Raw genomic sequence first — 26671 nt, forward strand, 5'->3', positions numbered from 1 at the left:
TGGTGTGCCAGCCACCGCCATAATATCTTCACAAATCAACTTTGGAATCACAAAAAATTGGTGAGATTTGGCGATGATTAAATCATACCTGGCAGACAGAACGAAGTCCAATGAGCCGTTCTTTGATGAGATGACCACGCCTGATGGCAAGGTATGGCCTCATTGGGAAAAGCTTGCCAATGCCTATGAAAAGCTGGGCATTGAGAAAATGGAGCTGAGGAACAAGGAAGTGGGGCAGCAGCTCAGGGAAAACGGGGTGACCTACAACGTATATGGCGACCCCAACGGAATGAACCGCCCGTGGAACCTCGACCCGGTTCCCATGGTCTTCAGTCAGAGCGAATGGGAGGTCATAGAAAGCGGCCTTTCTCAAAGAACAGAACTACTCAATATTATCCTGTCGGATATCTATGGTGAAAGAAAGCTGATCAGAGAGGGGTTGATTCCCTTCGAAATGATCTATAATCATCAGGGCTTTCTCCGCCAGGCCGATAAAATTCGCATACCCGGATCCCAGCAACTGGTGCAATACTCGGCCGACCTTGCCCGTGGCCCCAACGGCAAAATGTGGGTGCTGCACGACAGAACCGACGCTCCTTCCGGAGCAGGGTATTCGCTGGAAAACAGGGCCGCCATGACAAGGGTGTTTCCTGACCTGATCAGAGAAAATCAGGTGAGGAAAATCTCCTCCTACTACCAAACCCTGAAGAACACACTTTCTACACTTTCGTGGAAGAACAAGGAGAACCCGAGGATTGTGATGCTTTCTCCCGGCCCTTCGAATGAGACATTCTTTGAGCATGCCTACCTTTCTTCTTTCATGGGCTTCACCCTGGTGTTTGCTCAGGATTTGACCATGAGCGACGGCTACATCTGGCTGAAAACGCTGAAAGGCCTTGAAAAGGTGGATGTGATTGTAAGGAGGGTGGACGACGTGTTTTGCGATCCGCTTGAATTCAGGGCCGACTCTCACCTGGGAGTCGTTGGTCTTATGGAGGCGGTGAGGCAGAAAAACGTGATGGTGATCAATCCCCTGGGTTGCCGCATCCTCGAAAACCCTGGTTTGATGGCATTTTTGCCAAAACTAAGCAGGAACGTATTGCAACAGGAGTTGATACTGCCGTCGGTGGCGACCTGGTGGTGTGGACAGGAAAAGGAAAAGAAGTACGTCCTGGAGAATATCGATAAGCTGATCATCAGGATGATCTACCGAAACGACAAAAATAAGTCGGTGTATGGCGGGGAGCTAAGCAAAAAGGAAATTGAGCAGTTAAAAGAAGAAATCAACGTCAGGCCCTACCTCTTCGTCGGGCAGGAAATGGTTGATTTTTCAACGACACCCTCGCTGATTGACGGAAAGCTGGAGGCTAGAAATGCAGTGTTCAGAAGTTATGTAGTCGCCGATTCTGAAAACGAAACATACCACGTTATGCCGGGAGGGCTGTCACGCAGCTCACCTAAAAAAGGCGTCTTCATCGTGTCCAATCAATCGGGTGGTATTAGCAAAGACACATGGGTGCTGGGCCATGCCAAAGAGCATGTGCAGATAGCCAAGCCACCTGTCATTGTGCAGCAAACGGAGAACATATTACCAAGCCGAACCGGAGAAAATCTTTTCTGGCTGGGGCGCTATTTGGAGCGGACTGTCAGCACCATCAGGTTGATGCGGATTGTGCTGAGGAAATTCAATGAAACGGATGATGAGATCAACATTGAGCATGATCAAACCCTCGTTACACTGCTGAAAGGGCTTACTTCCCTCACAAGTACGCAGCCGGGCTTTCACGATAAAAGGGTACTCAAGGACCCCGAAAAGGAGCTCTATTCATTGGCCATCGATCAAAACCGGTTTGGATCGCTCGCTCATTCGTTGAAGTCTTTCCTGTCTAATGGATATGCCATAAGGGACCGACTGAGCCTTGATACCTGGCGTATCCTGGATTTGATTTCTGAGGAATGGGAGATCATGAAAATGAATGGCACCAACCTGAGAGGAATCTATCACCGCCTCGATCATTTGATTGTGCATATGATGGCCTTCAACGGCCTCAATATCGACAACATGACTAGGGAGTCTACCTGGAGGCTGCTTAATATAGGGCGTTTCATTGAATCGTCTATTGGCACCTGCCTGATGTTGCAGGCTACTTTGTCGGCCAAATCCACTTCTGACCAGGAAAAATCGCTCATCGAGCTGATCCTGATGAGCAACGAAAGCCTGGTGACCTACCGGTACCGCTATCGGTCCAACCTGGAAGTGCTGGGAGTACTGAACCTGTTGCTGGCCGACGACAGAAATCCCAGGGCGATTGTGTACATGATCGAGCGCATCGATGATCACCTGAAGCAATTGCCGTCTTTGGGCATTGGCACCGGTTTAAGCCCGGCCCGAAAGAAACTTTTGGAAGCGTTATCGAAAGTCATGCTTGTGGATCTCAATGAGTTGGCCGAACTGAAGCCCGACGCTGACACACGCAAGGAATTAAAGCAGTTCCTGGGCGATATCATTCAGCTCTTGCAGCAAGCTTCCACGTTGATATACGAAAGCTACTTCAGCCACACCCAAAGCCAGTACGGTTTTGTTAAAGCCAACAGGTTGCCAGAGATTTAAGGCAGCACATTCCTAACGACTGAGATGAAATACAGAGTCACCCATATTACGAAATACGATTACCAAACGCCCACGGCGCTGTGCCACAACATTGTGGTTCAAACGCCAGCCCGGCTTCCTTTTCAGCAGGTGAAATCGTATAAGTACAATATTTTCCCCGAGCCAAATTACCTGGCTACCCGCAAAGACTTTTTTGACAATGAGTTCATCTATTTTTCGGTGCAAAAAACACATCAGAAGCTGCTGGTGGAGTCGAAAAGTGAGGTGGAAATTGGGTTGCCAGCCTGGGCGAACCTTGACTCAAAGCAAACTGAACCCTGGGAGGAGGTGGTGAGCTGGTTGCAAACCACAGATGCCATGAACGACATTCGCCAGTTTTACCTGGAGTCAACATATGTTACCTTTATTCCGGGGGTAAAGGAATATGCACTTGAGTCGTTTACGCCGGGCAGGCCTGTAATGGATGCCATGCTTGACCTCAATAAGCGGATCAATAAAGACTTTAAGTTCACGCCTGGCTTTACCGACATCAGCACACCTTTGGAAGAGGTCTTCAAACACAGAAAAGGTGTTTGTCAGGACTTTGCGCACTTTTCACTCGCTTGTGTGCGGTCTCTTGGTTTGGCCGCAAAGTATGTGAGCGGTTATATCGAAACGATCCCCCCTCCCGGCAAACCCAAGATGGTAGGGGCCGATGCCTCCCACGCATGGAACGCAGTCTACATTCCCAGCATTGGTTGGGTGGAGTTCGACGCCACTAACAACCTGCTGGTGAAGGATCAGCACATCAGAGTGGCTTTTGGGCGTGACTTTGCCGATGTGGTGCCGCTGAAGGGGATTGTCTACAGTAATGGTGGGCAGAAAATGGTGGTGACAGTAGATGTGAGCCGGTTGTCGTGACCAGGCTATTGACGTATTTTACTTGCAATACCTCTCTGTGGGGTCTTATTTTTATCAGATAGATATAGTTTTTTGCCAGCTTTTTGTTAATTAAAGCTAATTATTGTAGTTTTTCTGATTGAATAGTTAGTGTTAATCTCTAACGCTGACTCATGCCATAACCAGTTATTTGTGTAGTAAGTTGGTTTACAAACTCCATACAATTTGATTCTTTTGAAGCGGTCTTATCTGATAGTTGTTGCAGTAACGGCCCTTGTGCTCACAGGGTGGGTCTTTGATCTGGAGGTTTTCCAAAGTGTGCTTCCCGGGCTTGAGACGATGAAGCCCGCTACAGCCCTTTGCTTTCTTTTGTGTGTGGTGGCAATTCATTATTCAGGTTTTGTGTCCGCTGCGGGACTTGGGGTCGTTTTACTTGTTTCCCTCATGCATGTGTATGAAACCCTGACAGGTCAGCTTTTCTTTCCTGAAACCTCCAGCCTGACGCTAAGAATGTCTGGCGCTACTGTTTTTTTGTTTGTAGCTATCTCTATAACGATTGGACTCTCAAAGAGGCATGTCACCAGAGCGCAGGTACGAATGCTGGAGGTAATAGTTATAGGGGCGTTATTTGTATGTTTCACGGCACTTTTGGGTTTCCTGCTCGACTACAAGTCCTTCAATAGTATTTCGTTTTTTTCTTCAATGGCCCTTCATACAGCTTTTTGCTTTGCCGTACTTTTTTCCAACTTATTCCTTACACTGATCAAAAACCGTTACAGCGTGTTTAATTTGGTGTACTCGGACAATATGGGTGGCAGAATAATTTTGAGGCGTTGGCTTTTCACTGTTTTGGTGCCAGCTATTGTCAGCGGAATACTCATCACAGGCGTTGCCTTAGGTTATTACGACATTGGTTTTGCCTTTGTCTTGCTGGCTGCCTTTTCGTCGATATTCACTACCTGGTTTCTGTTTAGGAAGGCACGTGTAATTGAGAAATTTGACGTTACCAACCAGGCATTGCTTTATGAAAAGGAAAAAATCAATGATGACCTTCAGATCCTGAACCGGGCACTTAGTGAGGCGCAGGGTCAGCTAAAACAGAAAAATGAAGAGTTGGTACGCACTGTGGAGCGGTTGTATATCCGAAACAAAGAACTTGATCTTTTTACTTATCATACTTCGCACGATATAAGAGCTCCTCTTGCAAGTATTTTAGGTATTGCCAGCATAGCCATGGCCGAAAGTGATATGGTGAAAGTGAAGGAGTATATGACCGTGATCGAAAATAGGGGCAAGCGGCTGGATAAATTTATTCACCAAATGATCATGTTTACCAGAAACGACCGAACGCCGGTGCAGGCCGAAAAAGTAGAGGTCGCTGAGCTTGTGGAGGAATGTCTGCTTAGCCTGAAAGGTGATCCACTCTTCCGGAATTTGAGAATTGAGAAACATTTTTCATTGGAAAGCCCCGTATTGATACTTGACAAATTGAGGATTGGCCAAATTTTTCAGAACATACTCAACAATGCGGTTAAGTTTCAAAACACACAGTTGGAAGATAGTTACTTGAAAATTTCTGTTTTATCGGGAGGAGGCTTTCTGAGGGTTATTTTTGAAGACAATGGCATTGGAGTGAAGGCGGAATATCAACCCAAACTGTTCCAGATGTTTCAGAGAGCCACCGACAAAGTGGAGGGGTCAGGACTGGGCCTTTACATTGTCAAGCAAATGGTCACTAAGTTGGGTGGCAATATCAAACTAAGCAGTGAGTATGGAAAGGGGACTAAAGTTGAAATCGATTTTCCGATAGAAACGCTTGAATCTGACGATGACAGATAAGTCAGCAAGTTTCGGGTTTCAATACAGATGGCTTTGCTGTTTTTTTGAGTAAATTTTGAAGCCATGAACGATTACCAAAGAATTGCCAAAGCCATTGAGTTCATCAGTGAGCATTTCAAAGAGCAGCCTAAGCTCGAAGCAGTGGCCGACGCCGTGCATTTGAGTCCCTTTCATTTTCAGCGAATGTTTACCAGCTGGGCAGGCATAAGCCCCAAGAAATTTCAACAGTTCCTCAGCCTCAACCTCTCCAAGGAGCTGATGAAAACTGGCGATGTGTCGCTGAGTGAGGTAGCCTACGAAGCCGGATTGTCTGGTTCCAGCCGATTGCACGACCTCTTCGTGACCATTGAAGCCATGACGCCCGGTGCTTATAAAAGCAAGGGAAACAGCCTGAGTATTAACTACAGTTTTCACGATTCCCCCTTCGGCGGAGTTATTATTGCTTCCACCGACCTGGGCATCTGCAAGCTTGAGTTTGTCGCATCTATCGAAGAGGGGCGGGCATTGCTGGAAGCTGAGTGGCCCGAGGCTCTGTTGACCGAAAGCGCTGATGCCAATCAGACCGCTGTTGATCAAATTTTTGGGCTAGGCTACTCGAATCAGCAGCCTGTCAGGCTCAACTTGAAAGGCACTCCGTTTCAGGTCAAAGTGTGGGAAGCATTGCTCCGCATACCGGAAGGCCAGCTGAGTACCTACCAGCAAATTGCCGACTATATTGGCAACCCAAAAGCATCAAGGGCAGTAGGGTCTGCCATTGGCAGCAACCCCGTCGCCGTGCTGATCCCCTGCCACCGTGTGATCAGAAGAGACGGCGGCATTGGTGGCTACCATTGGGGCAACGACCGCAAGCTGAGCCTGATTGCCTGGGAGAAGGTGCGAACCATGGAAGAAGAGGAGATGCATGCCGCTTAGTCTTTCTATTTCGATACCAGAAAATTTTAGTTTCAAAGAATGCCTGTGGTTTCTCGACAGGGGCTTCGACGACTGCCTGCACAAGGTGCAGGGTGGGTCGGTTACCAAGCTTTTGAGAATTGGAAGTCATGGGCGTTCTCTTTTAAGGATCAGTGAATCGGAAGACGCACTTCGGGTTGATTTGCTGAAAGGTGAGGCCAGAAAATCGGAGATTATCGATTACATCACCGAGTGGCTGCATTTGGGAGGGGACGTTGCGCCGTTGAAAGCCATTGCCCGGCGAGATGCTGACCTTGAGCAGTTGGTTGAAAAATATTGGGGGCTTCGTTTAATTTCCATCCCCGACCTTTTCGAAGTGCTCTGCTGGAGTATTATTGGCCAGCAGATCAACCTGACATTTGCCTACAAGCTCAAAAGAAGCCTGGTGGAAGCCGTTGGCGAAAGCGAAACCTACGAGGGGGAGACCTACCATGTTTTTCCCACCCCGAAGCAGGTGCTCAAGCTGTCTTTCGACGACCTGAAAGGCATGCAATACTCATCTCAAAAGGCCAGATACCTGCACATAGTAGCCGAAGCCTTTCTCGCAGGTGAGGTCTCTGTAGAAAAGCTTTCTTTGCTAGAGAGCACACCGGAGATGCTGAAATGCCTCATGAGCCTGAAGGGCGTAGGTGAGTGGACGGCCAACTACGTGGCCATGAAGTGCCTGCGCAGGCCCGATGCCATTACCTACGGCGATGCAGGGCTGCTCAACGGCTACAAACAGCTAAAAGGCCTCGATAGGAAACCAACCAGAGAAGAGCTGGAAGACTTTTTCCGACAATTCCCGGGATGGGAGGCCTATATTGTGTTTTACATCTGGCGGTCGCTGGCGTAGCCAGTTTCTTGTTTTATACTCGCCTTTTTGGTAGATTCATAACATGAATAGCGATGAAAGGATATGAACCCCAACTACAGACTGTATTCAACAGTAATTTTATTCGCTGGAATATCCACCTCTTTTATCTTCCTTCTTTTCCAAAATGCCGTTCACATTATGTACGAAAGCCCTGGCGAGGCATCGAACTTTAACCGATTCATTTTCCCCATCGCTTTGTTAGCGATCATTCCTGGTCTTTTTATTAAGGCAAGGCCGCTGACCAACAAAATACTAGTAACAGGAGGGGCGCTTTTGCTGCTGGCCACTGTGCTGTCAGTCGTTACCGGGTTGACTTTTGGCCATGCATCGAAGACTGAGACCTTCTTGTTGTATTTCCTTTCCTGTGGCCTGTCTTTTATTGTTTTGGCCTTTACAGTTGCACTGCTTTTACGTTTTTTACTCTATTTCAGGGTGGTGGATGGACTACAGACACTGAAACTAGCCGCAATTTTCACTGCCGGTATCGCCATGGGCTATTTGGTTTTTATGGGAGTAGGCACCTTGAGCACCGTCAGCGTTTTTGCCCTCTGGTATCTCGTATTGATATTAATCGGCTCCGCTTTCTTTATTGCCAGGAAAGAACAGCCACTAGCAGCAGGCTGAGTTAGCCACGAGGGCGAGACTACAAAAGTTTGGCACCTCAGCCGATGCACACCTTGCCAGAGCGGCTGGCAGCCGATCAGTTTTACTGTTAACAGGCAAAACTTTTGTAGTCTGTGCGTCAGCAGGATTCCCTTCCCAACTGGTTACTTCCTTAGTTCCCGAATTGGGTGGAGTCGAATCGTAGATCCTACGATAGAGGTTCGGGTTTCTCACTCATCCTTCTCGCTTAGCGAATTGAAACCCAGAGCAGTTGGATCAGCTGCGAGGGCGAGACTACAAAAGTTTGGTGCCTCAGCCGGTTTACGCTTTCCCAGAGCGGCTGGCAGCCGATCAGTTTTACTGTTAACAGACAAAACTTTTGTAGTCTGTGCGTAACCGGATCCCCCTCCCACGGGGTTAAAAATCTACCCTACTCTTACCCCAAACTGGCTTGATTTTCGTATATATATATGGGGGCATTTACCTCATTTTTTGCCTCCTTCATACCAAACTCTTCCGTCTTCCGTTTGGTGCGCACCAATCGCTTCTATGGTGCCCAGCACTCACTACCTATGCTGCCCAGCACTCACCAGGTGTGGTGCGCACCATAGCCTCCTGTTAAGCCCTTATCACACCTATCATAAGCGCTTATCCCGAACGAAACAACGCCTTTACTACCTATATGATAAGGGCTTATGAGGTAGTGAGACAAGCCCTTGTGTGCCACCCGGGTAAGGGCTTAGCAGGGAGCAGGATGGGAGCTTAAGACACGGTAGGGTAACTGGCGAGACTACAAAAGTTTGGCACCTCAGTCAAGGATGCTTTCCCAGAGCGGCTGCCCGCCGATTAGCTTTACTGTTAACAGACAAAACTTTTGTAGTCTGGGCGTCGCCGGGATTCTCTTCCTGCGAGGTTAAAGAACCACACTCCCTCGCTAGTCCCAGCACACAACGCTGATGCTAGACTTTGGCTTATACCAATGGGCCAGGGGTGAGGTAGAAACTCCGACAAACCGGTGATTGCGAAGCTGTGGATAAATCGCTTCCCTTGACAAATCACTATCAGCTGTGGCAATCTGCCTGAATATGCAGCCCGATCTAACAGATTGCCACGTCACGAATATTCACATCTCACAATTGGCATTTACAGTGTGACTCGCAATAACCGGGTGCCGTGGGTTTTGTGCTACTGGTGAGTACTGCATAGTAAGCCCTCGCTAGTCCCAGCACACAACGCTGATGCTAGACTTTGGCTTATACCAATGGGCCAGGGGTGAGGTGGGAACTCCGACAAGCCGGTTATTGCGAAGCTGTGGATAAGTCGCTTCCTTAGACAAATCACCATCAGCTGTGGCAATCCGCCTGAATATGCAGCCTGATCTAACAGATTGCCACGTCATGAGTATTCTCATCTCACAATTGGCATTTACAGTGTGACTCGCAATAACCGGAGGCTGGTGATGTTTATGGATCCGATACGCCAGAAGCTGACAAACTTTAACCCCATTCGCCGCCATTCTCCTTCCACCTCCCATACTCCTCCCGCATACAGTGCCCGCAGGGTCGAAAGCCGAGCTGCTGGGCTTCTGTTGCATCCAAAAAGAAGACTCTGTTTTCCGGCTTCATCCTTTTGCCAGAGGGGCAGCTGAGCTGGCCGTAGATTTTCAGGCGGGCGTTGCCACCCAGTGTTACGTTGCCTTTCGTGATGAGAGCAGAAAGCTGACGGCTCCGGGCAAAGCGGCGGCTGCCCAGGTCTGTATGCCGGATCATTTGGCGTCATGCAAGGGAATGCCCAGCGTCATCCGGTGGCCGGAGTGCACCGTGCTTACGCCGTGCCGCATCTGCACCCTGAAGTAGCCTTTGCTGCCCATCACCGGCCGCTGGCTGGTAGCAAAAATGATCAGGTCGCCCTGCTTTGGCGTGAGCGATATTGCCTTTGATTGCGCCCTGGGCCTTTGTTCCACCAAGATAAATTCCCCACCCTCATAGTCCCAGCCGGGCTGCTTCAGGAAAAAGACCGGCTGAAAGGGGAAGTAGACATCGCCATACAAATCCTGGTGAAGGGTGTTGTACCCGCCATCGCCGTAAGTCAGCAGCAGGGGAGTAGGCCGGCGCTGTCCTTTGTCATGGCAAAGCTTAAGGAAGTCAGCATGGTTATCGGGGAACACCAGATTGAGCCGCAACGCTTTGCTCCAGAGATTGGCCGCAGGCACCAGCATTTCGTAGAGCTGTTGCCGAAGTGACTGTAACTGGTCAGGCAAAGGATAGTTGAAATACTTGTATTCGCCCTCTCCAAACCTGTAGCGGGCCATGTTGATAGTGGTTCTGAAAAGGCTTGGCTCGGCGTACCAGGCCATTATTGCCTCACACTGCTCCTGGGTCAGCACATTTTCGAGATGGACAAATCCCTGCGAAAGCAAGGTGTGTTGCAGGCTGTCGGCAGTGACAACTAAATTCATGACTTGCATATAAAAAGGGTAAAAGGGTTAGCACGTTTCTAAGATTCAAAATTACCCTGACCCTGTGCACGTGGCAATCCGATTCTTGCGCTCCTGGTTTTGTGGGATGTCAGCAGGTGATCAACAGCTCCCCTGGTTCAAAGCAATCAGGTTGCAATACATGGGTATTTAACGTGAGTTCGATATGAAAATGTAACAAAACATCAACGAGGGGCGTCATTGCGGAAATTTTCTTCAGATATTTGTCTCATCTGAAGAAAATTATCCGCAATCTCTGCCCCAAGACATATGAGATTCCGGATAAATATTGGCCAGTTTGAATTTTGGGCCAATATTTTCCGGAATGACGACATTTTTATATCGAACTCACGTTATTTATGTTTTCTTCACATAAAAACACATCCTATGTCACTTCTCAAGCATCTTCGTATTGGCCTCACTTGCGTTGTCTTTCTGGTTGCCAGCGCCGCTTTGGCACAAAAAGTTGTCATTACGCCCGACAAGGCCGACGGTGTTTATAAGGTCGGTGAAACCGTTATCTGGCAACTTAATTGTGCTGAAGATTGTGATTCTGTTCGGTACGTGCTGAAAAAGGGAGGCTTGATGGATATCCAGCATGACGATGTTTCCTTTGAAGACGGTACGCCGCAGGTGAACTATACCTTTGATGCGCCCGGCACCATGTTGCTGGAAGTGAGCTGGGGAAAAGGCGGCTGGGGAAACAGAAGTGTGGGAGGGGCTGTGGCCAATCCGGATCAAATTGCCCTGTCTGCCGAAAAGCCGAAAGACTTTGATAGTTTCTGGAAGAAAAAGGTCAAAGAACTTAAAAAGGTGCCTGCAAACCCTGTGCTCGAAAAAGGAGAGAGTGGCATTGAAAATGTCGACTACTGGAAGATTTCCATGGACAACATCAATGGGAGTCATATCCAGGGACAGCTGGCCAAGCCATCGTCGGGAGAGAAGTTTCCAGCGTTGCTCATCGTGCAGTGGGCGGGTGTGTATCCGCTCGACAAGGGCTGGGCGGTGAACCGGGCGAAGGAGGGATGGCTGACGCTGAACATAGAAGCGCATGACCTGCCTATCGACGAACCCAAAGAATTCTATAAGGAACAATCGGACGGGCCATTGAAAAATTACCCCACTATTGGCAACGACAGCCGTGAAACGAGCTACTTCCTGCGCATGTACTTGTCGTGCTACCGTGCGGCGCAATACCTCACCGAGCGCCCCGACTGGAATGGCGAAACGCTGGTAGTGATGGGCGACAGCCAGGGTGGGCAGCAAACCCTGATGACGGCCGGTTTCCATCCTGCGATCACCGCAGCCATTGCGCTGGTGCCTGCGGGCTTCGATATGCTTGGCCCGGATGTAGGAAGAAAAGGAGGGTGGCCCCAGTGGTATGGCAGCACCGATGGCAAAGACCCTGCAAAAGTGCATGAAGCCAGCCGCTACTATGATGTGGCCAACTTCGTTACCAATATCAAATGCCCGGTGCTGGTAGGCATCGGTCTGCTCGATGAAACCTGTCCGCCGGAAGGGATTTTAGCAGGTGTCAATCAGCTCACCACACCCAAGCAAGTGATGATTCTGCCCACCTCTGGCCATCAGGATCGCAACGGTTCTCAGGAGCCTTTCAGGAGTGCACGTGACAAGGTTTGGTTGCCGTCGTTGCGTGATGGCAAAGGAGCGCCGGTGCAGTAAGCTTTACGCTGATGTGAAACCCTCCAAGGGATAGCTATTTGCTAGGCTCTCCGGTCGTGTTGTAGCTTTCTGCACCGAAAAGGACAAACCCTTGGAGGGTTGCAGGCATCAATCAGCTCACCACGCCCAAGCAAGTGATGATCCTGCCCACCTCTGATCACCAGGATCGCAAGGGGTCGCAGGAGCCGTTCAGGAGTGAGCGAGACAAGGTTTGGTTGCCCTCGTTGCGTGACGGCAAAGGAGCGCCGGTGCGGTAAGCTTTACGCTGATGTGAAACCCTCCAAGGGATAGCTATTTGCTAGGCTCTCCGGTCGTGTTGTAGCTTTCTGCGCCGAAAAGGACAAACTCTTGGAGGGTTGCAGACCAAATTTGCTTGCTCTAAGTTGTTGGCGAGGGCAAACGCATTTAAAACTATTTAACTTTGAAATTCTTCTTTTTTACCCTAGCCCTAAAGGGAAAGAAGAATTTCAAAGCTGTTTCACCCTTAAGGGCCGGGGTAGAAAAACAGCTTTGAAAATAATTTATCTAATTTGTTTTAAATGCGTTTGCCCTGAGTTGTTGGCCTTTGCTAATAGTTATTCGTCGAATTATTCGTAAATCGCTCTCTTATTTTTTCCGGCTGTAGCCGCACCAATGAAAACACAGACCAAGGCGTATCTTGCACTGACATTTATTTGCATCGTATGGGGTACTACCTACCTGGCCATGCGGGTGGGTGTGTCCCAATTTCCAGCATTTGCCTTTTCAGCCATCAGGCAGACCATTGCAGGTGGTGGACTACTGCTATTTGTTTGGCTTTCAGGCAAGGGCGGCACTATCAACTTTGCCTATCTCAGAAAGCACGCCTTTATCGGGTTCATGATGATCACGATTGGCAACGGCCTGGTGGGCTGGGCCGAAATGTTCATCCCCAGCGGTCTGGCTGCGCTTATTTGCGCTATGATGCCGGTGTGTGTGGTGCTTATCAACCTGGCCAGTAAGGCAGAAGAAAAGCCCAATGCACTTATTTATGCAGGTCTGTTGTTCGGGGTGGGAGGCTTGATGCTCGTATTTAGAGAACATGTTGCCGACCTGGTCAACCCAGACTATAGAATGGGTATTTTACTCACGTTTGTCGCCATTGTCGGCTGGTCGTACGGTAGTGTGAGCATCCGGCGGTATGGTAAGCCAGAAAGTCCGCTGATGAACGCTGGTTTTCATTTGTTTTTCGGTGGCATCGGTATTTGGCTGTTCAGCTTTGTGTTCGACGACTACACCCGGTTTTCAACGGTCGACTGGCAGGGAATGTCGGCGCTTTTGTATGTGACGGTGTTTGGGTCGCTTGGTGCTTTTGTTTGCTATCTCTATGTTTTGCAACATTTGCCCGTTGGGCTCGCTTCCATATATGCTTATGTCAATCCACTGGTGGCCGTATTGCTTGGCTGGTGGATCCTGGATGAAAAGCTAAATGCCCTTATTGCTTTGGCGTTCGTGATAACAGTTGTTGGCATTTTTATGGTGAACAAAGGCTATAAAGTAAAGGCATACAAAGCGCTTTCAAAACCAGCGGCTACCTGAAGGAGTAGGCAAGGTTGTTATGTTTGTTCCGGCCACTTCGGATGGAAAAGAATCTCAGGTTGTTTAATTTGCTACTTTGAGACAAAGAGAACACACCGATATGGAAATCAGAAAAGCCAGGCTGAATGATCTTCAGCACCTTACTCCACTTTTTGATGGCTATCGCCAGTGGTATGGCCAGGAAGCAGCCCTTGAAGCAGCGGGACAATTCCTGGAAGAACGACTACTGAATGGAGAAAGCGTCATTTTCATGGCTTATGTAGAAGGGGTGGGCGCAGGGTTTACACAGCTTTATCCGGTGTTCAGCTCAGTCACTATGGAGCGCCTTTGGTTGCTCAACGATTTGTATGTAGACAAGAAATTCCGGCGTATGGGCATAGGCGAGGGGCTGCTGAAAGCCGCTCAAGCGTTCGCCACAGAAACGAGGGCCAAAGGACTTACACTGGAAACGCAAGTGAGCAACCTGTCGGCACAGCGGCTGTACGATAGCACCGGGTTTAAGAAAGAAGAGGACTTTTATCATTATTTCTGGAAGGCCTGAAATAGGCAATGTATTTAAACATCACTCACAATGAGCTACTTAACTTCGGTAAAAAAGGAATTTCTGCGTTACAAAAGCCTGGGCGACAAGGCGATGGCTCAGGTACCTGACGAAGCGCTGCACTGGCAGTACAACGAAGAAAGCAATAGCATTGCCACCACCGTGAAACACATCTGGGGCAATATGCTTTCCCGCTGGACGAATTTCTTAACCGAAGACGGCGAGAAGGAATGGCGGCAGCGAGACCAGGAGTTTGAGGAAGACAAAGCCACAAGGGCCGAAGTGCTCGCCAGGTGGGAAGAAGGCTGGGCCTGTCTTTTTACAGCTCTGGATGCATTGAAGGAGGAGGATCTCAGTCGTACTGTCTACATTCGGGCAGAAGCGCACACGGTGATGGAAGCCATCAACAGGCAGCTGGCGCACTATCCTTACCATGTGGGGCAAATAGTATACCTCGCCAGGATGCAGGCTGGAGACAAATGGACAAGCTTATCCATTGCTCGAAATAAGTCGGATGAATTCAATAGAGAGAAGTTCGGGAAAAAATAGAGACCTAAAATCCTATCTTTCAGCGAATTCCCTGTGATGCTTCCACCATAAATCCTGCCTGGAAATTTTTACTTTTCCCGTGTCGGCGCTATTTTAGAATAATGGAACGCCAAAGGTTTCTTTCGCTTTCGATCTGCATCATCCTTGGCAGCTACGGACTTTTTGCCCAGCAAACGGGCGTGGTCGACTACCCAACCCTTGGCATCAGGTTTACCATTCCTGATGGCTGGAAGGGAGCAGAGTCAGGAGAGGTTTTCCTTATGGGGTCGGATACCCAGCCTGGCCTCGTGATACTGATGACCCATCAGGAGTCACAAATCCAAAACCTTAAGGCACAAGCAGAAGCCTGGTAGATGAGGGCATCAACCTGCAGAAATCAGGAGATTTTGAAAAAGTGGGGTCGGAAGGGATAGGTGCGGAGTTTTCCGGCAATATCCAGGGAACACAGGCCAAAGCCTATATTGCGGCAGTGGTCAATCCGTTTGGGACGGGCGTGACAGTGGTAGCTGCTACTGATGTGCCCAACTATTCTTCTCTTTACAAACAACTGGCAAAGGAAATTGCCGGAAGTCTGCAGTTTTCTCAGCCCAAAGAGCCTCCGGTCACTGAAGAGTGGCGACAAACGCTCCAGGGAGCCAAACTCACCTATCTCAACTCCTACTCGAGCTCAGGGTATGACTCCTATGGTGGCTATAGCGATCATGAGGAGATTTTGCTTTGTGGCAACCGTTTTACGTTTTACAAAAGCAGCAGCATGTCTATCGACACTGGCGGGGCCTATGCCAGCAGTGCGGGCAATAGCAATAATGCAGGAAACTGGACAGTGGCCACAAGCGGGACTGGCGTGCCACTGCTTCGTCTTCAATATGATAATGGAAAGGTGTCGGACTTTGAACTGGAGTACAGAGAGACGAAGACCTACCTCAATGGCTACCGATACTTTCGCACCTATGACCACGGGGAGTGCAGGTAGGGCACACCGTCGCAGCACACAGACCTTCTGTCATTCGCTATCAACCTTTCGAATATTTGACCGGCAAAAATTCTTCAAAGAGATAATATCTGGGTAGATTAGCTTACTTGATTTATGGTTTTTCAAAAATGCTGTTGCTGTTCCCGGAAGAGTTTGGGCTTTTCCCGGAACAGGCAACTTGCTCGCCTGAGTAGCACTGATGTGCGGTTTTTGAAATTGTATGGTTTATTATATTTCCCTTTAAGATACCTACTTATGAATAGACGAAGCACCCTCAAGGGTCTGCTTGCCGCTGGCGGTGCCATTGCGGGCCTTTCTCTTGTGGAATGGAAATGGCATATTGTGGAAGATGCCCTCCACCCCAGGTTCTACACTCGCAAAGAAGAGGAGCTTTTTAGCTCAATTGCGGACACCATTATTCCTGCCGGAACCCCGCCTTCCGTACCGGGCGGCCCAACCGAGCCAATAGGAGCGCTCTCCACCGGTACCGATAAATTCCTCATGAAGCTTCTCGAAAAATGCTACGAGAAAGAAGACCAGGACAAGCTACGACTTCAGATGGCAGCGCTCGAAAAATCGGCTGAGGATACTTACGGGGAGTCGTTCGCTGACTGCACACAGGAGCAGCGGGTTGAACTGCTAATGGCAAGGGCTAATTCGGAAGTGGAGGAAGAGAAAGAATTCTTCGACTTTATGAAAGACCAAACCATCCGTGGCTTTACCACCACACAGGTAGTAATGACCAACTACCGGGACTACAAAGTGGCACCGGGTCATTTCTATGGATGCGCCAACGTTTGATTATAAAATTCCAAAAGACAAAAACCAAAACACAAATAAATCTCAAAAAGCAAAGCACCAATACCAATCCGTTTCGAATTTGACCTTTGGTGCTTGATTGAATTTTGATGCTTGAGATTTGTGATTTAACAAACTGCTATGCTACAAGATTCTAAAGATAAACGTACCTACGACGCCATTGTGATTGGCTCAGGCGCCAGCGGAGGATGGGCTGCCAAAGAGCTGTGTGAAAAAGGACTGAAGACACTGGTGCTCGAAAGAGGCCGGGACGTAAAACATATAAAAGACTATCCCACAGCTTCCAAAGCCCCGTGGGACTTCGAATTTCGTGATAGTGTACCCATCGAGAAGCGCATAGGTTACGGTAATGCACGGTTCCTCAGAGAATCATCGTTGCCGTTTGCTCTGAAGGATGATGAGCAGCCCTTTATTCAGGAAAAGCCTTTCCGCTGGTTCAGAGGATACCATGTAGGCGGCAAATCGCTGCTGTGGGCCCGCCAAACCCAGCGCTGGAGTGATTTCGATTATGAAGGCCCGACCAGGGATGGCTTTGCGGTGGACTGGCCCATCAGGTACAAAGACGTGGAGGAATGGTACACCTATGTGGAGAAATTTGCAGGTGTTTCGGGCAACAGAGATGGCCTGGCGGTGCTGCCCGATAGCGAGGTAATGCCGGCTTTTGAGCAAAGCTGCATAGAACAATACTTTCAGGAAAGCATTAAGAAAAACTATAGCGACAGGGTGATGATCCAGGGCCGGTGCGCTCATCTCACCGACCCTCAGCAAATTCACATCGATCAGGGCAGAGGCAAATGCCAAAACCAAACCATGTGCAACCGGGGCTGCATTTACGGTGGCTACTTCAGCAGCAATGCTTCCACTATTCCCTGGGCCATGAAAACCGGCAACATGACCATGAGGCCCAACGCCGTGGTGCACTCGGTTATTTATGACGAGGCGAAAGGCAAGGCTACAGGCGTGCGTGTGATCGACGCTGAATCGAAGGACATCATAGAGTTTTATGCCCGCATCATTTTTGTAAATGCGTCCACATTGAACAGCAATGCGATTTTGCTGAACTCCACGTCGTCGAGGTTCCCCATGGGACTCGGCAACGACAACGGCATCATGGGCAAGTACATAGCCTGGCATAATTACCGGGGCAAAGGCAATGCTGAGTACGAAGGCTTCCAGGACAAACGCACCGACGGGCGCAACCCTGATCACTCCTATATTCCACGATTCAGAAACGTGCACAAGCAAGAAACCGACTTCCTGCGTGGCTATGCCATTGGCATTGGTGGGGGCAGGGGGCAGCGCTCCGACACCAGCATGATTGGCGATGAGCTGAGAGACAACCTGCTGGACAGGGAATATGGCAATTGGAACATCAGCAGCTGGATGATGGGTGAAACGGTGCCTGTTGAAAGCAACCATGTGCGGCTGAGCCCGGACATGAAAGACAAATACGGCATTCCGCAGCTCATTGTGTCTTGTGAATGGCAGGAAAACGACGACAAAATGGTGCTGGATTACCTGGAGCAGCAGCAGGAGATGTTTGAGAAGGCAGGCTTTATCAATGTGAGGGTGAATGACAGCCACTCCCTTCCCGGCTCGGATATTCACGAAGTGGGCGGCGTGCGCATGGGAAGAGACCCTAAAACGTCACTCCTCAACGAGTGGAACCAGTTGCATGCCTGCAAAAATGTGTTTGTATCAGATGGCGCCTGTATGACTTCCACGGGAACGCAAAACCCAACACTTACCTTCATGATGTTGACGGCCCGTGCTGCTAACCATGCAGTGGATGAACTGAACAAGCTGAATTTGTAGTAAAGCTGGTAGTGGTGCCCACACTGTGGCTTTGTGGCCGAAGACGGAAGAGCAAACGCTGCACACGGAAGTTTTCAGGAGCAAGCACAGCAGTAGGTGGTGGCACCACAATGCATAGAATAAGATTTAAAACATTTGTAGTTCCCGTGGTGCCCACACCATACTTGTTCACTCTGGGTGAGCCAAAGGATTGAGCAGGTCGCATAAATTCTCAATTGCTTGTACACACTGGCAGGTGGTGGCACCACATTTCAATAAGAAAAAAGACTTAAAACCACTAAAAACACACTTGAAATGAAAAAACACCTGATAGCATTTATTATGCTGTTTGTTGCCTGGCAATTGCCGCAGCAAGCACAGGCCCAGAAAAAGGGCGACCCGTTGTATACCGCACCGCTGGGTGTGCAGGCCTACACGTTCCGCAAGAGCTTTCCCAATGGCGTGGAGGCCACATTAGATACCATTGCCTCGCTGGGCTTTACGGAGCTGGAAGGCGGAGCGCCCCGTGGCATGACGGGCGAAGAGTATAGAAAATTGTGCGAAGCAAGGGGCATCAGCATTCCTGGCATTGGCTCAGGGTATGACCAATTGGTGAAAGACCCACAGGCAGTGGCCGACAACGCCAAAGCCTTGGGAGCCAAGTTTGTGATGTGCGCCTGGATCCCTCATAAAAGAGCAGAATTTAACCTCGAAAATGCCCAAAAGGCAGTTGCAGATTTTAATGCAGCAGGTAAAGTGTTGAAAGAAAATGGCCTTACGTTCTGCTACCACGTGCATGGCTATGAGTTTCAGCCCTATGGAAAAGGAACACTTATGAACTACATCATTGAGAACACTAATCCTGAGTACGTGTCTTTCGAAATGGACATTATGTGGACGCATTTTGGCGGAGGTGACCCTGTGAAGCTGCTGAAGAAATACGGTGACCGCTGGAAACTACTGCATGTGAAGGACCTGAAAAAAGGCACACCGAAGGACCTTACCGGTGGCACTGGGCCCGAAAATGACGCCATCCTTGGACAGGGAGAGGTAGATATTGTAGGAATACTCAAGGAAGCCAATAAAATAGGCATCAAGCACATGTTCATTGAAGATGAGAGCCCCAATCCAATGCTGCAAGTGCCTCAGAGCATTGCCTACCTGAAGAGCTTAAAATATTGAAACACAGTGGTGATGCAAAAAAGAGGCTAAGGCCTCTTTTTTCATTTCTAAGCGCTACAAGCGTTGCATTAACTCCCCCAATGGAGTCCCTGAAGGCACCATTGCGACCGGTTTTGGAAGGGTATGTTGTTCTGGGCAATGTTGCTCAACCTTTGTCTCTTTTTATCTCTAATGATTTACAGTAAATTGATGTAGCCATTGATGATGAATTTGAAACGCTAACCTGATTACCATGAGTCCGATCCTTAAAAACATTATATCAGTTGTCATCGGTGTTGTCGCTGGCAGTATCGTGAATATGGGCATTGTGATGATCAGCGGGTTGGTTATACCTCCTCCTGAAGGTGCCGATGTGACAACCATGGAAGGACTAAAAGCCTCCCTGCATTTATTCGAGCCAAGGCATTTCGTTATGCCATTTTTGGCGCATGCTTTGGGAACATTGGCAGGAGCATTGCTGGCCGGACTCATTGCGGCAAACAACAAGATGAAATTTTCATTAGGCATTGGAGTATTCTTTCTGGCGGGTGGCATCACAAATGCCTTCATGCTGCCAGGCCCTATCTGGTTTGCGGTTTTGGATATGGTGGTTGCCTATATTCCGATGGGATATATGGCAGGGAAAATAGCTGTGAGATTGACAAAGTGATTCGCCTTTCGCCGCACCATCTTTCGCAATATTTTGCAGGGGAGCTATTGAGTGATCGTCGGGAAGGGAAAGACCAAATATGAAACGATGACAGATCCAAAAGAAATTGTAAAAGAGGGTTATGATAGGCTTTCTTCGGACTATAGAACACATTTCGCAGCATCTCATGAAGCTAGTTATGAGCCGTGGCTGAATAGTTTTGTTCAATACTTGAAGGCCGATGATAAGATCCTGGAACTGGGCTGTGGAGATGGTCTTCCAGTTGCCCGGTTTTTAAGTCAGCGTCACCGGTACCTGGGAGTCGATATTTCGCCAGCGCAAGTGGCTCTGGCCCGTGCCAATGTTCCGGAAGGTACTTTTGAAGTAGCAGATATGACAAAACTGTCTTTTCAGACGGGGGAGTTCGCCGGCATTGTGGCCTTGTACTCTCTGATTCACGTGCCCATTGAGCAGCAACCTGCGCTGATTGAAGCCATGCACAACTGGTTACAAGCTGGGGGCTGTGTTTTTGCAATAGTAGGAGCGAAGGCCTGGACTGGTATAGAAAAAGACTGGATTGTTGCCGGCACAACCATGTACTGGAGCCATGCAGATAACAACACCTACATCAAATGGTTTTCTTCAGCAGGGTTCACAATAGAAGAAATAAAATACATCGCTGAGGGAGACTCTGGGCATACATTGATCATTGCCAGAAAGGAGTAACTATGGTATCGATTTCCCCTCCGGTAGTGTTTCCCGAAGGTGATGCCGACGATTTAGTTGCTCTTATTTCTTCTTGGCCGCTGCTGGTTTCTTCGCTGGTGCGTCTTTCTTAAAGTCGATGCCTGCCACCAGATTCCCTGTTCTAAATGCTCCTGACAGGGCCGCTGGAATCTGAGCTTCTGCCAGAATCACCTTGGCACGTGCTTCCTGAATCCGGGCAATCATTTCCTGTTCGTTAGCTACCGCCATGGCCCTGCGCTCTTCAGCTTTGGCTTTGGCAATGCTCAGGTCGGCAGAAGCTTGGTCGATTTGCAGCATGGAACCAATGTTTTGTCCAATATCGATGTCGGCAATGTCGATGGAGAGGATCTGGAAGGCTGTACCGGCATCAAGGCCGTTTTCTAACACCTGTCTCGATATGCTTTCTGGGTTTTCAAGAATAAACTTATAGCTGGTGGCCATACCAATTCTTGAGATAATGCCTTGCGCTACTCTTGCCTTAATGGTTTCTTCGCCAGCACCACCCACGAGTTGCTGCAGGTTACTTCGCACCGTCACACGGGCCACAGCAATGAGCTGAATGCCATCCATTGACACAGCTGTGATGGCAGGCACAAGCACCATGTAGGGCGTTACAGATACCTTTACCGCATCCAGCACGTCTCTACCTGCCAGGTCGATGGCGGTAGCTTGCTTAAAATCAAGTTTTAGGTTGGCTTTGTCGGCCATGATAAGCGCCTTGATAACAGCCACCAGATTGCCTTTGGCCAGGTAGTGGGTTTCCAGCATTTCGACTGAAATATCAGGAATGCCTGCCTTGGCTGCCAATATCATCGACTTGACGATAAGCCCCGGTGGTACCTTACGGAACCTCATGAAAACAAGTGTCATCAGATTAACTCTGACACCCGAAAATTGTGCTGTGATCCACAAGCTGATCGGGAAAATGTACAGGAGTAGCCAGAGGCCTACAACGATAACACCGAGGGTAATGAGTAGTTGAACAGGCATTTGAGTTGATAGATGGAGTTGAGCGGTGGCGACTGTTAGCTAACAGCCGTGTTAATAAATGATACCCTGAAAGATAGGCATAATTTATTGGCTACTCCTTTCAGTAGAGTTAAATAGTTTCTCTCCGGTGGTATAAAAATCGCAGCGACCTAAAAAAAGAGAAGCCGGGACACCTTTTCAGAAAAAAGCATCCCGGCCCATTATGACGGAATCGTGATCATTTACTTCACAGTGAACCTTGCGGAAAGTCCACCGACGGAGCTTCCACCCACTGTTACTTCATATTCTCCTGGTTCCACAATGAATTTACCTTCATTGTCATAGAAGCCTAATTCGGCCTCTCCCAGCGTAAAGCTAATCTGCTTGCTTTCTCCAGCCTTAATCATCAGTTTTTGAAACCCTTTAAGCTCTTTCACCGGCCGGGTGACGCTGGCAGCAATGTCATGGAGATAAAGCTGTACTACCTCTTCTCCATCTACCTGGCTGGTGTTGGTTACTTCTAAGCTAACGACCGCCTTACCCTTTTCGGGCTGGTTCACTTGTAAGTCGGCATAGTCGAAGGCGGCATAACTCAGGCCATAACCGAATGGATAAAGCGGATCATTGGCCTCATCGGAGTAGTGCGACCAGAATACGATGCCATTGCCAGCGTCATTGGGTCGGCCGGTACTCTTGTGGTTGTAATAAATGGGTACCTGGCCAACACTGCGGGGGAAAGACATGGGCAGCTTTCCGCTGGGGTTGTAGTCGCCGTAAAGCACCTGCGCAATGGCGTTGCCGCTTTGGCTGCCTAAATGCCAGGCCTGTACAAGTGAGGGCACTAATTTGGACTCCCTGCTGAGGTCGAGAGGGCGCCCGCTCATAGTAACGAGCACCACGTTTTTGTTTGCTTTTGCAACAGCTTCCAGTAGTTCGGTTTGCACTCCCGGCAGGCTAATGTCGGTGCGGCTGCGGCCTTCACCTGATTGAAAGCCATTCTCACCCAGTACAATGACAACCACATCGGAGTTTTTAGCAGCCTGTACTGCTGCCTGGAATCCGCTTTTATCCGATTCGTTGATTTTCACTTCCAGCAGGAACGTGGCAGGCTCGGTTACCAGGTCAGCGCCTTTGGAGTAATTGTACTGGTTGCCGGTATATTGCTGCAGGCCTTCCAATACCGACACAGCCGTGTTGGCATCGGCTCCACCTCTCCAGCTGCCGATAGGGCTATCTTTATCCGTTGCCAGGGCGCCAATCACGGCAATTTTCTGACCTGTCTTTTTTAGTGGCAGTAAGTTGCCATCATTTTTGAGCAGTACTATGGACTTTTTTGCCATGTCCAACACGCCCGCCACGTGGTCGGGGTGGCCAGTCAGGTCTTTCTCCCTTTGCTCGTCGCAGTAGCGGTAAGGATCGTCGAAAAGCCCCAGCTCAAATTTCACTTTCAGTATTCTCCTCGCCGCATCGTTAATCAGTGCCACATCTACTTTGCCATCGTCGACCAGCCCTTTCAGTTCTTTGACGTACAGGTACGACTCCATGTCCATATCTGAACCAGCCAGCGCAGCCAGCCTGGCGGCCTCGGAGCCATTGGCAGCATAGCCATGAACGATCATTTCACCTATAGAGCCCCAGTCGGAGACAACAAAGCCGTCGAAGCCCCACTCACCTTTGAGGATGTCTCTGGAGCAGGCTGTTGCCAGTGGCGGGAATGCCGTTAAGCACGTTAAATGCATTCATGAAGGTGCGTGCGCCCGCATCAGAAGCCGCTTTGAATGGCGGGAGCACCATGTTGTAAAGTGTGGAAGTGCCAATATCAACCGTATTGTAGTCACGGCCGCTTTCGGAAAAACCATAACCGGCAAAGTGCTTCACGCACGCTGCTATCGTGAGCGGATCGGCCAGGTCATTGCCCTGGAAACCATTGACACGTGCCACGGCTATTTTGCTGCCCAGGTAGGGGTCTTCGCCTGCACCTTCCATCACCCGGCCCCAGCGGGCGTCCCGGCCAATGTCCACCATGGGAGCAAAGGTCCAGCTGATTCCAGCAGCGGCCGCCTCTACGGCGCCGATGTGGGCTGCTTTTTCGATGGCTGCTAAGTCCCAGCTCGCAGCCTCGGCCAGCGGTATGGGGCTCATGGTTTTGTAGCCATGGATCATGTCGAAGCCGATGATGAGCGGAATGCCCAGCCGGGTTTCTTCCACAGCTATCTTCTGTACTTTCCTCACTTCAGCTACGCCACGCACATTCAGCATCGACCCGACGAGGCCTTTTCTAAGGTTCTCGTATTTCATGGCGGCGTCGCCATCAGCGGGTACAGGGCCCGTTACGTCCCAGAAGCCATTGTACTGGTTCATTTGCCCTATTTTTTCTTCCAGGGTCATCAATGCCATCAGGCTATCGACTCGCTGGTCGACTGCGCTGGAAGTCTTTGACGCAGAGGTGGTGGAATGGTTTGATTGGGTGAAGGCCATCATCGCCGTTGCGACAATGACCATGAGTATTATCGTTCTCATAGGAGTGTGTTTTGGAAACAAATGTTGAATGAGGCTGGTGCCTCTTTTTGTTTGTCCAAGGTAAACTTTGATGAATACGTAGGAACGTACGGACGTCAGCAAAAGAACTGACATTCATCACCTAATGTGGGTGTGGTTTTATTTCATTTTCTCAATAGGCGTGCTGGCTTTTGAGTTTGAAATCAGCACAGCATAGTCGATGAACGCTGTGGTCGACTTTCCCTTTACGTCGTCGCCGTTCGATGCCCCATCCTTCATCACCACTTCGATCAAGTCGGGTATGCCGTTGGCGTAGGGAGTACCCTGGCCATTGAGCTTGAACAGTGTGATGTCGGATATCCGGGTTTTCTTGAGGTTTTTTATTCCCAGAAAGCATTCCTTCCGGTAGTCGCCAATGCCAAATCCTCCTTCAGTTATATGGGTTTTGTATCCTTTGTCGTCGTATTCCACCTCCCAAAGCACCCGGCTTTTGGTAAGGTAGCCTATAATGGAAATGACTTCTTCCCTTGCGTAAATGCCGTTTTCGATGAGCATGGTGAAGAATGACGCATTTCCTTTCTCGCCTTCTCTGTCTTTCTCCAGGTGAAAGAAGCCAAAGCGAGCGAATTGTGGTTTGTTTTTGAAGTCGTACAATTCGCTTAGCCCGACATAGTTGTCATAGATCGTTTCTTCCCTCTTCGACGAGAAAACCTCAAAAGTCACCTTCAAGTTGCGGATCAAATGGTTAAATATGAATGGGTCGTTGATGCCTTTGCTGAAATCGTCCGGGCCTTCTTCATAGGCTGCCACAAACGCTCTCAGGATGGCTTTTGAGTCACTGTCATAATAGGGCGAGTAGTCGGTGGTGTCGGCCGCCACCATGTTTGCTACCCGATCCAAAGCAGGGCTTTCTACAACCTGCCGGTCGATGAGTTCGAGCAGGAGCTTGCAGGTGTATTTGTAGGTCACTATCAAATCAATACCTACCACCGTCAGTTTATCTTCTGCCGGGAGTTGGTCGTTGAGCTGCTTCAGTGCTTTCCACTTGTTGTAGGTTTCCACCGTTTTGTCCTGCGGCACCCTCACGCCGTAGTGACTAACCAAATCCTTCAGTAAAACCGTGTCACCGGAGGCCAGGTAGCTGTTGAAATAGTGGGCAATGGCGAAGTCGGTTTCGGGTAGGTAGTAGCTAATGGCTCCGGCGCTTCTCAGCGATTGGAGTAGGCTTAACTCAGCTACTTCTGTCTTTGCACTGCCGTGGTAGGCTCCGAAGCCTATGATTTTGAATGAGTTGTCAGGAAATGAAAAGCCGGGACTAACCAGGTCAAATCTATTGTTTTTTAGATAGTCTTGCTTCGATTGAGCCGAAACGTTGAGGGCGATAAAAAGGGCAGCAACTGCCAGAAAATTGGTCATTCGATCTATTTTTGGTGTAAAGACCAATGTTTGCTTTTAGTGATGCATTCAGGATGTGAAATAGTTGAAAGATTTTATTGCCCGTAAATTTCGCCTGTCAAGCCCACGAAAGCAAAACACTTGCTGTTAGGTGTGTCTTCACTCCTAATAATGATTTCAGGCAGCGTCTTCACGCTCTATTCAAGTAGTAATTTCCACCAAATTGCCATCAGGATCAGCCACCACGCTTTCATAGTACCCGTCGCCCGTTGTTCGTGGCTCGCCAATAATCTCAAAGCCGTCTTTTCTCAGTTGCTCGGTGAGTTGATTCACTTTTTCCTTCGAGCCGACACTCATGGCCCAGTGTATCAGCCCTTTTCTATAGGCATCTCCGGGGTGCAGCTCCACCTCAGGCCTGGCCATTATCTCAAGCCTGGCGCCTGAGTCAAAACTGAGGAAGTAAGAAGTGAATTGCTTGGTGGGGTTGTGGTATTTTTCGCCGGCCGTGGCAGCGAAGTAGGTGGTATAAAAGTCTTTCAGCTCTTCAAGCTTTGTCGTCCAAAGGGCGATGTGTTCTATTTTCATACATAAAAGTTTTAGCCTTGTACGTTAGCTAAGCAAGGTTGTTTCGCTACTTCGCTTGTTAGTTGTCAGGATAGGAGATGCTGTGTTATTCCAGATTCGGTATAGGCTGGCGCCAACATGTCAAACAGCAGGGTTTATTTCGTAAATAAATAGGTCCGATGTTTTTCTTACCTGATTCTCTTGCTTCAATGATGAAGGCATTCGTTCTTTTGATAAGGTGAGATAGATTTGAAAATCCATAATTTCTTGGATCAAAGTCCGTCTTTTTCTTGACCAGGTAATTACCCAGCGAGCCCAGAAAGGCCCAGCCGCTGTCGTCGGAGATTTCATCCACACTTTCTATAAATGCCTTTATCAACTTTGCTCACCAAATCACCTCAATTCTACTATATAAACTGAAGTTAGGATCCTTGGATATCACCTTAAGGTTTTCTGAAATACCCTGAGCGATGATAACCCTGTCAAATGGGTCTTTGTGGTGGTTTTCCAATGTTGACAAGCCGATGAGGTGGTCGAAGTCAAGTGGTAGAATTTC

At 49.0% G+C, this 26671-nt stretch carries 25 protein-coding genes and 1 pseudogene; 17 read left to right on the forward strand and 9 right to left on the reverse strand.

The window, feature by feature from the left end:
• The first annotated feature begins 73 nt into the window (after positions 1 to 73).
• The 6 genes from ACMVP2_RS23230 (at position 74) to ACMVP2_RS23255 (ending at position 7760) form a co-directional block, all read left to right on the forward strand.
• Complete coding sequence (locus ACMVP2_RS23230; RefSeq protein WP_416865320.1) at positions 74 to 2611, forward strand: circularly permuted type 2 ATP-grasp protein; 2538 nt, start codon at positions 74 to 76, stop codon at positions 2609 to 2611.
• 24 nt (positions 2612 to 2635) lie between these two features.
• A complete protein-coding gene (locus ACMVP2_RS23235; protein ID WP_416865321.1) occupies positions 2636 to 3511 on the forward strand; it encodes a transglutaminase family protein in 876 nt (291 codons plus the stop codon).
• A gap of 204 nt (positions 3512 to 3715) precedes the next feature.
• Positions 3716 to 5329 carry a sensor histidine kinase gene (locus ACMVP2_RS23240; RefSeq protein ID WP_416865322.1) on the forward strand — a complete coding sequence of 538 codons (1614 nt, stop codon included), beginning with the start codon at positions 3716 to 3718 and terminating at the stop codon, positions 5327 to 5329.
• 63 nt (positions 5330 to 5392) lie between these two features.
• Positions 5393 to 6241, forward strand: coding sequence for a bifunctional helix-turn-helix domain-containing protein/methylated-DNA--[protein]-cysteine S-methyltransferase (locus tag ACMVP2_RS23245; RefSeq protein ID WP_416865323.1), 849 nt, complete (start codon positions 5393 to 5395; stop codon positions 6239 to 6241).
• Positions 6231 to 7115 (forward strand): DNA-3-methyladenine glycosylase family protein, encoded by an 885-nt coding sequence (locus ACMVP2_RS23250; RefSeq protein ID WP_416865324.1) that lies wholly within the window; start codon positions 6231 to 6233, stop codon positions 7113 to 7115. Before ACMVP2_RS23245 ends, ACMVP2_RS23250 begins: the two co-directional genes overlap by 11 nt.
• 159 nt (positions 7116 to 7274) lie before the next feature.
• Complete coding sequence (locus ACMVP2_RS23255) at positions 7275 to 7760, forward strand: hypothetical protein (RefSeq protein ID WP_416865325.1); 486 nt, start codon at positions 7275 to 7277, stop codon at positions 7758 to 7760.
• A gap of 1475 nt (positions 7761 to 9235) precedes the next feature.
• Here ACMVP2_RS23255 and ACMVP2_RS23260 read toward each other — a convergent pair.
• Both ACMVP2_RS23260 and ACMVP2_RS23265 read right to left on the reverse strand, forming a co-directional pair.
• A complete protein-coding gene (locus ACMVP2_RS23260) occupies positions 9236 to 9508 on the reverse strand; it encodes an Ada metal-binding domain-containing protein (protein ID WP_416865326.1) in 273 nt (90 codons plus the stop codon).
• Complete coding sequence (locus ACMVP2_RS23265) at positions 9505 to 10197, reverse strand: 2OG-Fe(II) oxygenase (RefSeq protein WP_416865327.1); 693 nt, start codon at positions 10195 to 10197, stop codon at positions 9505 to 9507. The genes ACMVP2_RS23260 and ACMVP2_RS23265 overlap by 4 nt, the downstream gene beginning before the upstream one ends.
• A gap of 405 nt (positions 10198 to 10602) precedes the next feature.
• On the opposite strand from ACMVP2_RS23265, the gene ACMVP2_RS23270 reads away from it, so the two are divergent.
• The 11 genes from ACMVP2_RS23270 (at position 10603) to ACMVP2_RS23320 (ending at position 20667) form a co-directional block, all read left to right on the forward strand.
• Positions 10603 to 11898 (forward strand): acetylxylan esterase, encoded by a 1296-nt coding sequence (locus ACMVP2_RS23270; protein ID WP_416865328.1) that lies wholly within the window; start codon positions 10603 to 10605, stop codon positions 11896 to 11898.
• Between the two features lie 633 nt (positions 11899 to 12531).
• Positions 12532 to 13455 (forward strand): DMT family transporter, encoded by a 924-nt coding sequence (locus ACMVP2_RS23275; RefSeq protein ID WP_416865329.1) that lies wholly within the window; start codon positions 12532 to 12534, stop codon positions 13453 to 13455.
• A 100-nt stretch (positions 13456 to 13555) separates the two neighbouring features.
• On the forward strand, positions 13556 to 13996 hold the full coding sequence (locus ACMVP2_RS23280; RefSeq protein ID WP_416865330.1) for a GNAT family N-acetyltransferase: 441 nt from the start codon (positions 13556 to 13558) through the stop codon (positions 13994 to 13996).
• A gap of 30 nt (positions 13997 to 14026) precedes the next feature.
• On the forward strand, positions 14027 to 14545 hold the full coding sequence (locus tag ACMVP2_RS23285; protein WP_416865331.1) for a DinB family protein: 519 nt from the start codon (positions 14027 to 14029) through the stop codon (positions 14543 to 14545).
• A gap of 101 nt (positions 14546 to 14646) precedes the next feature.
• Positions 14647 to 14898 carry a hypothetical protein gene (locus ACMVP2_RS23290; RefSeq protein ID WP_416865332.1) on the forward strand — a complete coding sequence of 84 codons (252 nt, stop codon included), beginning with the start codon at positions 14647 to 14649 and terminating at the stop codon, positions 14896 to 14898.
• Positions 14899 to 14939: 41 nt separating this feature from the next.
• Positions 14940 to 15518, forward strand: coding sequence for a hypothetical protein (locus ACMVP2_RS23295; RefSeq protein WP_416865333.1), 579 nt, complete (start codon positions 14940 to 14942; stop codon positions 15516 to 15518).
• A gap of 255 nt (positions 15519 to 15773) precedes the next feature.
• The gene (locus tag ACMVP2_RS23300; RefSeq protein ID WP_339794574.1) at positions 15774 to 16319 is read left to right on the forward strand and encodes a gluconate 2-dehydrogenase subunit 3 family protein; all 546 of its coding nucleotides are present in this window, start codon (positions 15774 to 15776) and stop codon (positions 16317 to 16319) included.
• A gap of 138 nt (positions 16320 to 16457) precedes the next feature.
• The gene (locus ACMVP2_RS23305; RefSeq protein ID WP_416865334.1) at positions 16458 to 18152 is read left to right on the forward strand and encodes a GMC oxidoreductase; all 1695 of its coding nucleotides are present in this window, start codon (positions 16458 to 16460) and stop codon (positions 18150 to 18152) included.
• 294 nt (positions 18153 to 18446) lie between these two features.
• Positions 18447 to 19313 carry a sugar phosphate isomerase/epimerase family protein gene (locus ACMVP2_RS23310; RefSeq protein ID WP_416865335.1) on the forward strand — a complete coding sequence of 289 codons (867 nt, stop codon included), beginning with the start codon at positions 18447 to 18449 and terminating at the stop codon, positions 19311 to 19313.
• 232 nt (positions 19314 to 19545) lie between these two features.
• On the forward strand, positions 19546 to 19962 hold the full coding sequence (locus ACMVP2_RS23315; RefSeq protein WP_416865336.1) for a hypothetical protein: 417 nt from the start codon (positions 19546 to 19548) through the stop codon (positions 19960 to 19962).
• 87 nt (positions 19963 to 20049) lie between these two features.
• Entirely contained in the window at positions 20050 to 20667 is a 618-nt protein-coding gene (locus ACMVP2_RS23320; RefSeq protein ID WP_416865337.1) for a class I SAM-dependent methyltransferase, read from the forward strand.
• Between the two features lie 63 nt (positions 20668 to 20730).
• Here ACMVP2_RS23320 and floA read toward each other — a convergent pair whose 3' ends face one another.
• The 7 genes and pseudogenes from floA to ACMVP2_RS23355 form a co-directional block, all read right to left on the reverse strand.
• On the reverse strand, positions 20731 to 21678 hold the full coding sequence (gene floA / locus ACMVP2_RS23325) for a flotillin-like protein FloA (protein WP_339794584.1): 948 nt from the start codon (positions 21676 to 21678) through the stop codon (positions 20731 to 20733).
• 221 nt (positions 21679 to 21899) lie between these two features.
• Positions 21900 to 23396: a glycoside hydrolase family 3 C-terminal domain-containing protein gene (locus tag ACMVP2_RS23330; protein ID WP_416865338.1), complete on the reverse strand. Its 1497-nt coding sequence runs from the start codon at positions 23394 to 23396 to the stop codon at positions 21900 to 21902.
• Entirely contained in the window at positions 23326 to 24177 is an 852-nt protein-coding gene (locus ACMVP2_RS23335) for a glycoside hydrolase family 3 N-terminal domain-containing protein (RefSeq protein WP_416865339.1), read from the reverse strand. Before ACMVP2_RS23335 ends, ACMVP2_RS23330 begins: the two co-directional genes overlap by 71 nt.
• Positions 24178 to 24315: 138 nt before the next feature.
• Positions 24316 to 25572 carry a hypothetical protein gene (locus tag ACMVP2_RS23340; protein ID WP_416865340.1) on the reverse strand — a complete coding sequence of 419 codons (1257 nt, stop codon included), beginning with the start codon at positions 25570 to 25572 and terminating at the stop codon, positions 24316 to 24318.
• 180 nt (positions 25573 to 25752) lie between these two features.
• Entirely contained in the window at positions 25753 to 26136 is a 384-nt protein-coding gene (locus ACMVP2_RS23345) for a VOC family protein (RefSeq protein ID WP_339792763.1), read from the reverse strand.
• Between the two features lie 85 nt (positions 26137 to 26221).
• Positions 26222 to 26494, reverse strand: a complete 273-nt coding sequence (locus ACMVP2_RS23350) for an OST-HTH/LOTUS domain-containing protein (protein ID WP_416865341.1) — start codon at positions 26492 to 26494, stop codon at positions 26222 to 26224.
• 6 nt (positions 26495 to 26500) lie between these two features.
• Positions 26501 to 26671: pseudogene (locus ACMVP2_RS23355) on the reverse strand (PIN domain-containing protein); the annotation flags it as partial.

Origin of the sequence: Imperialibacter sp., from assembly GCF_048007035.1 — a bacterium.
GTDB lineage: Bacteria > Bacteroidota > Bacteroidia > Cytophagales > Cyclobacteriaceae > Imperialibacter.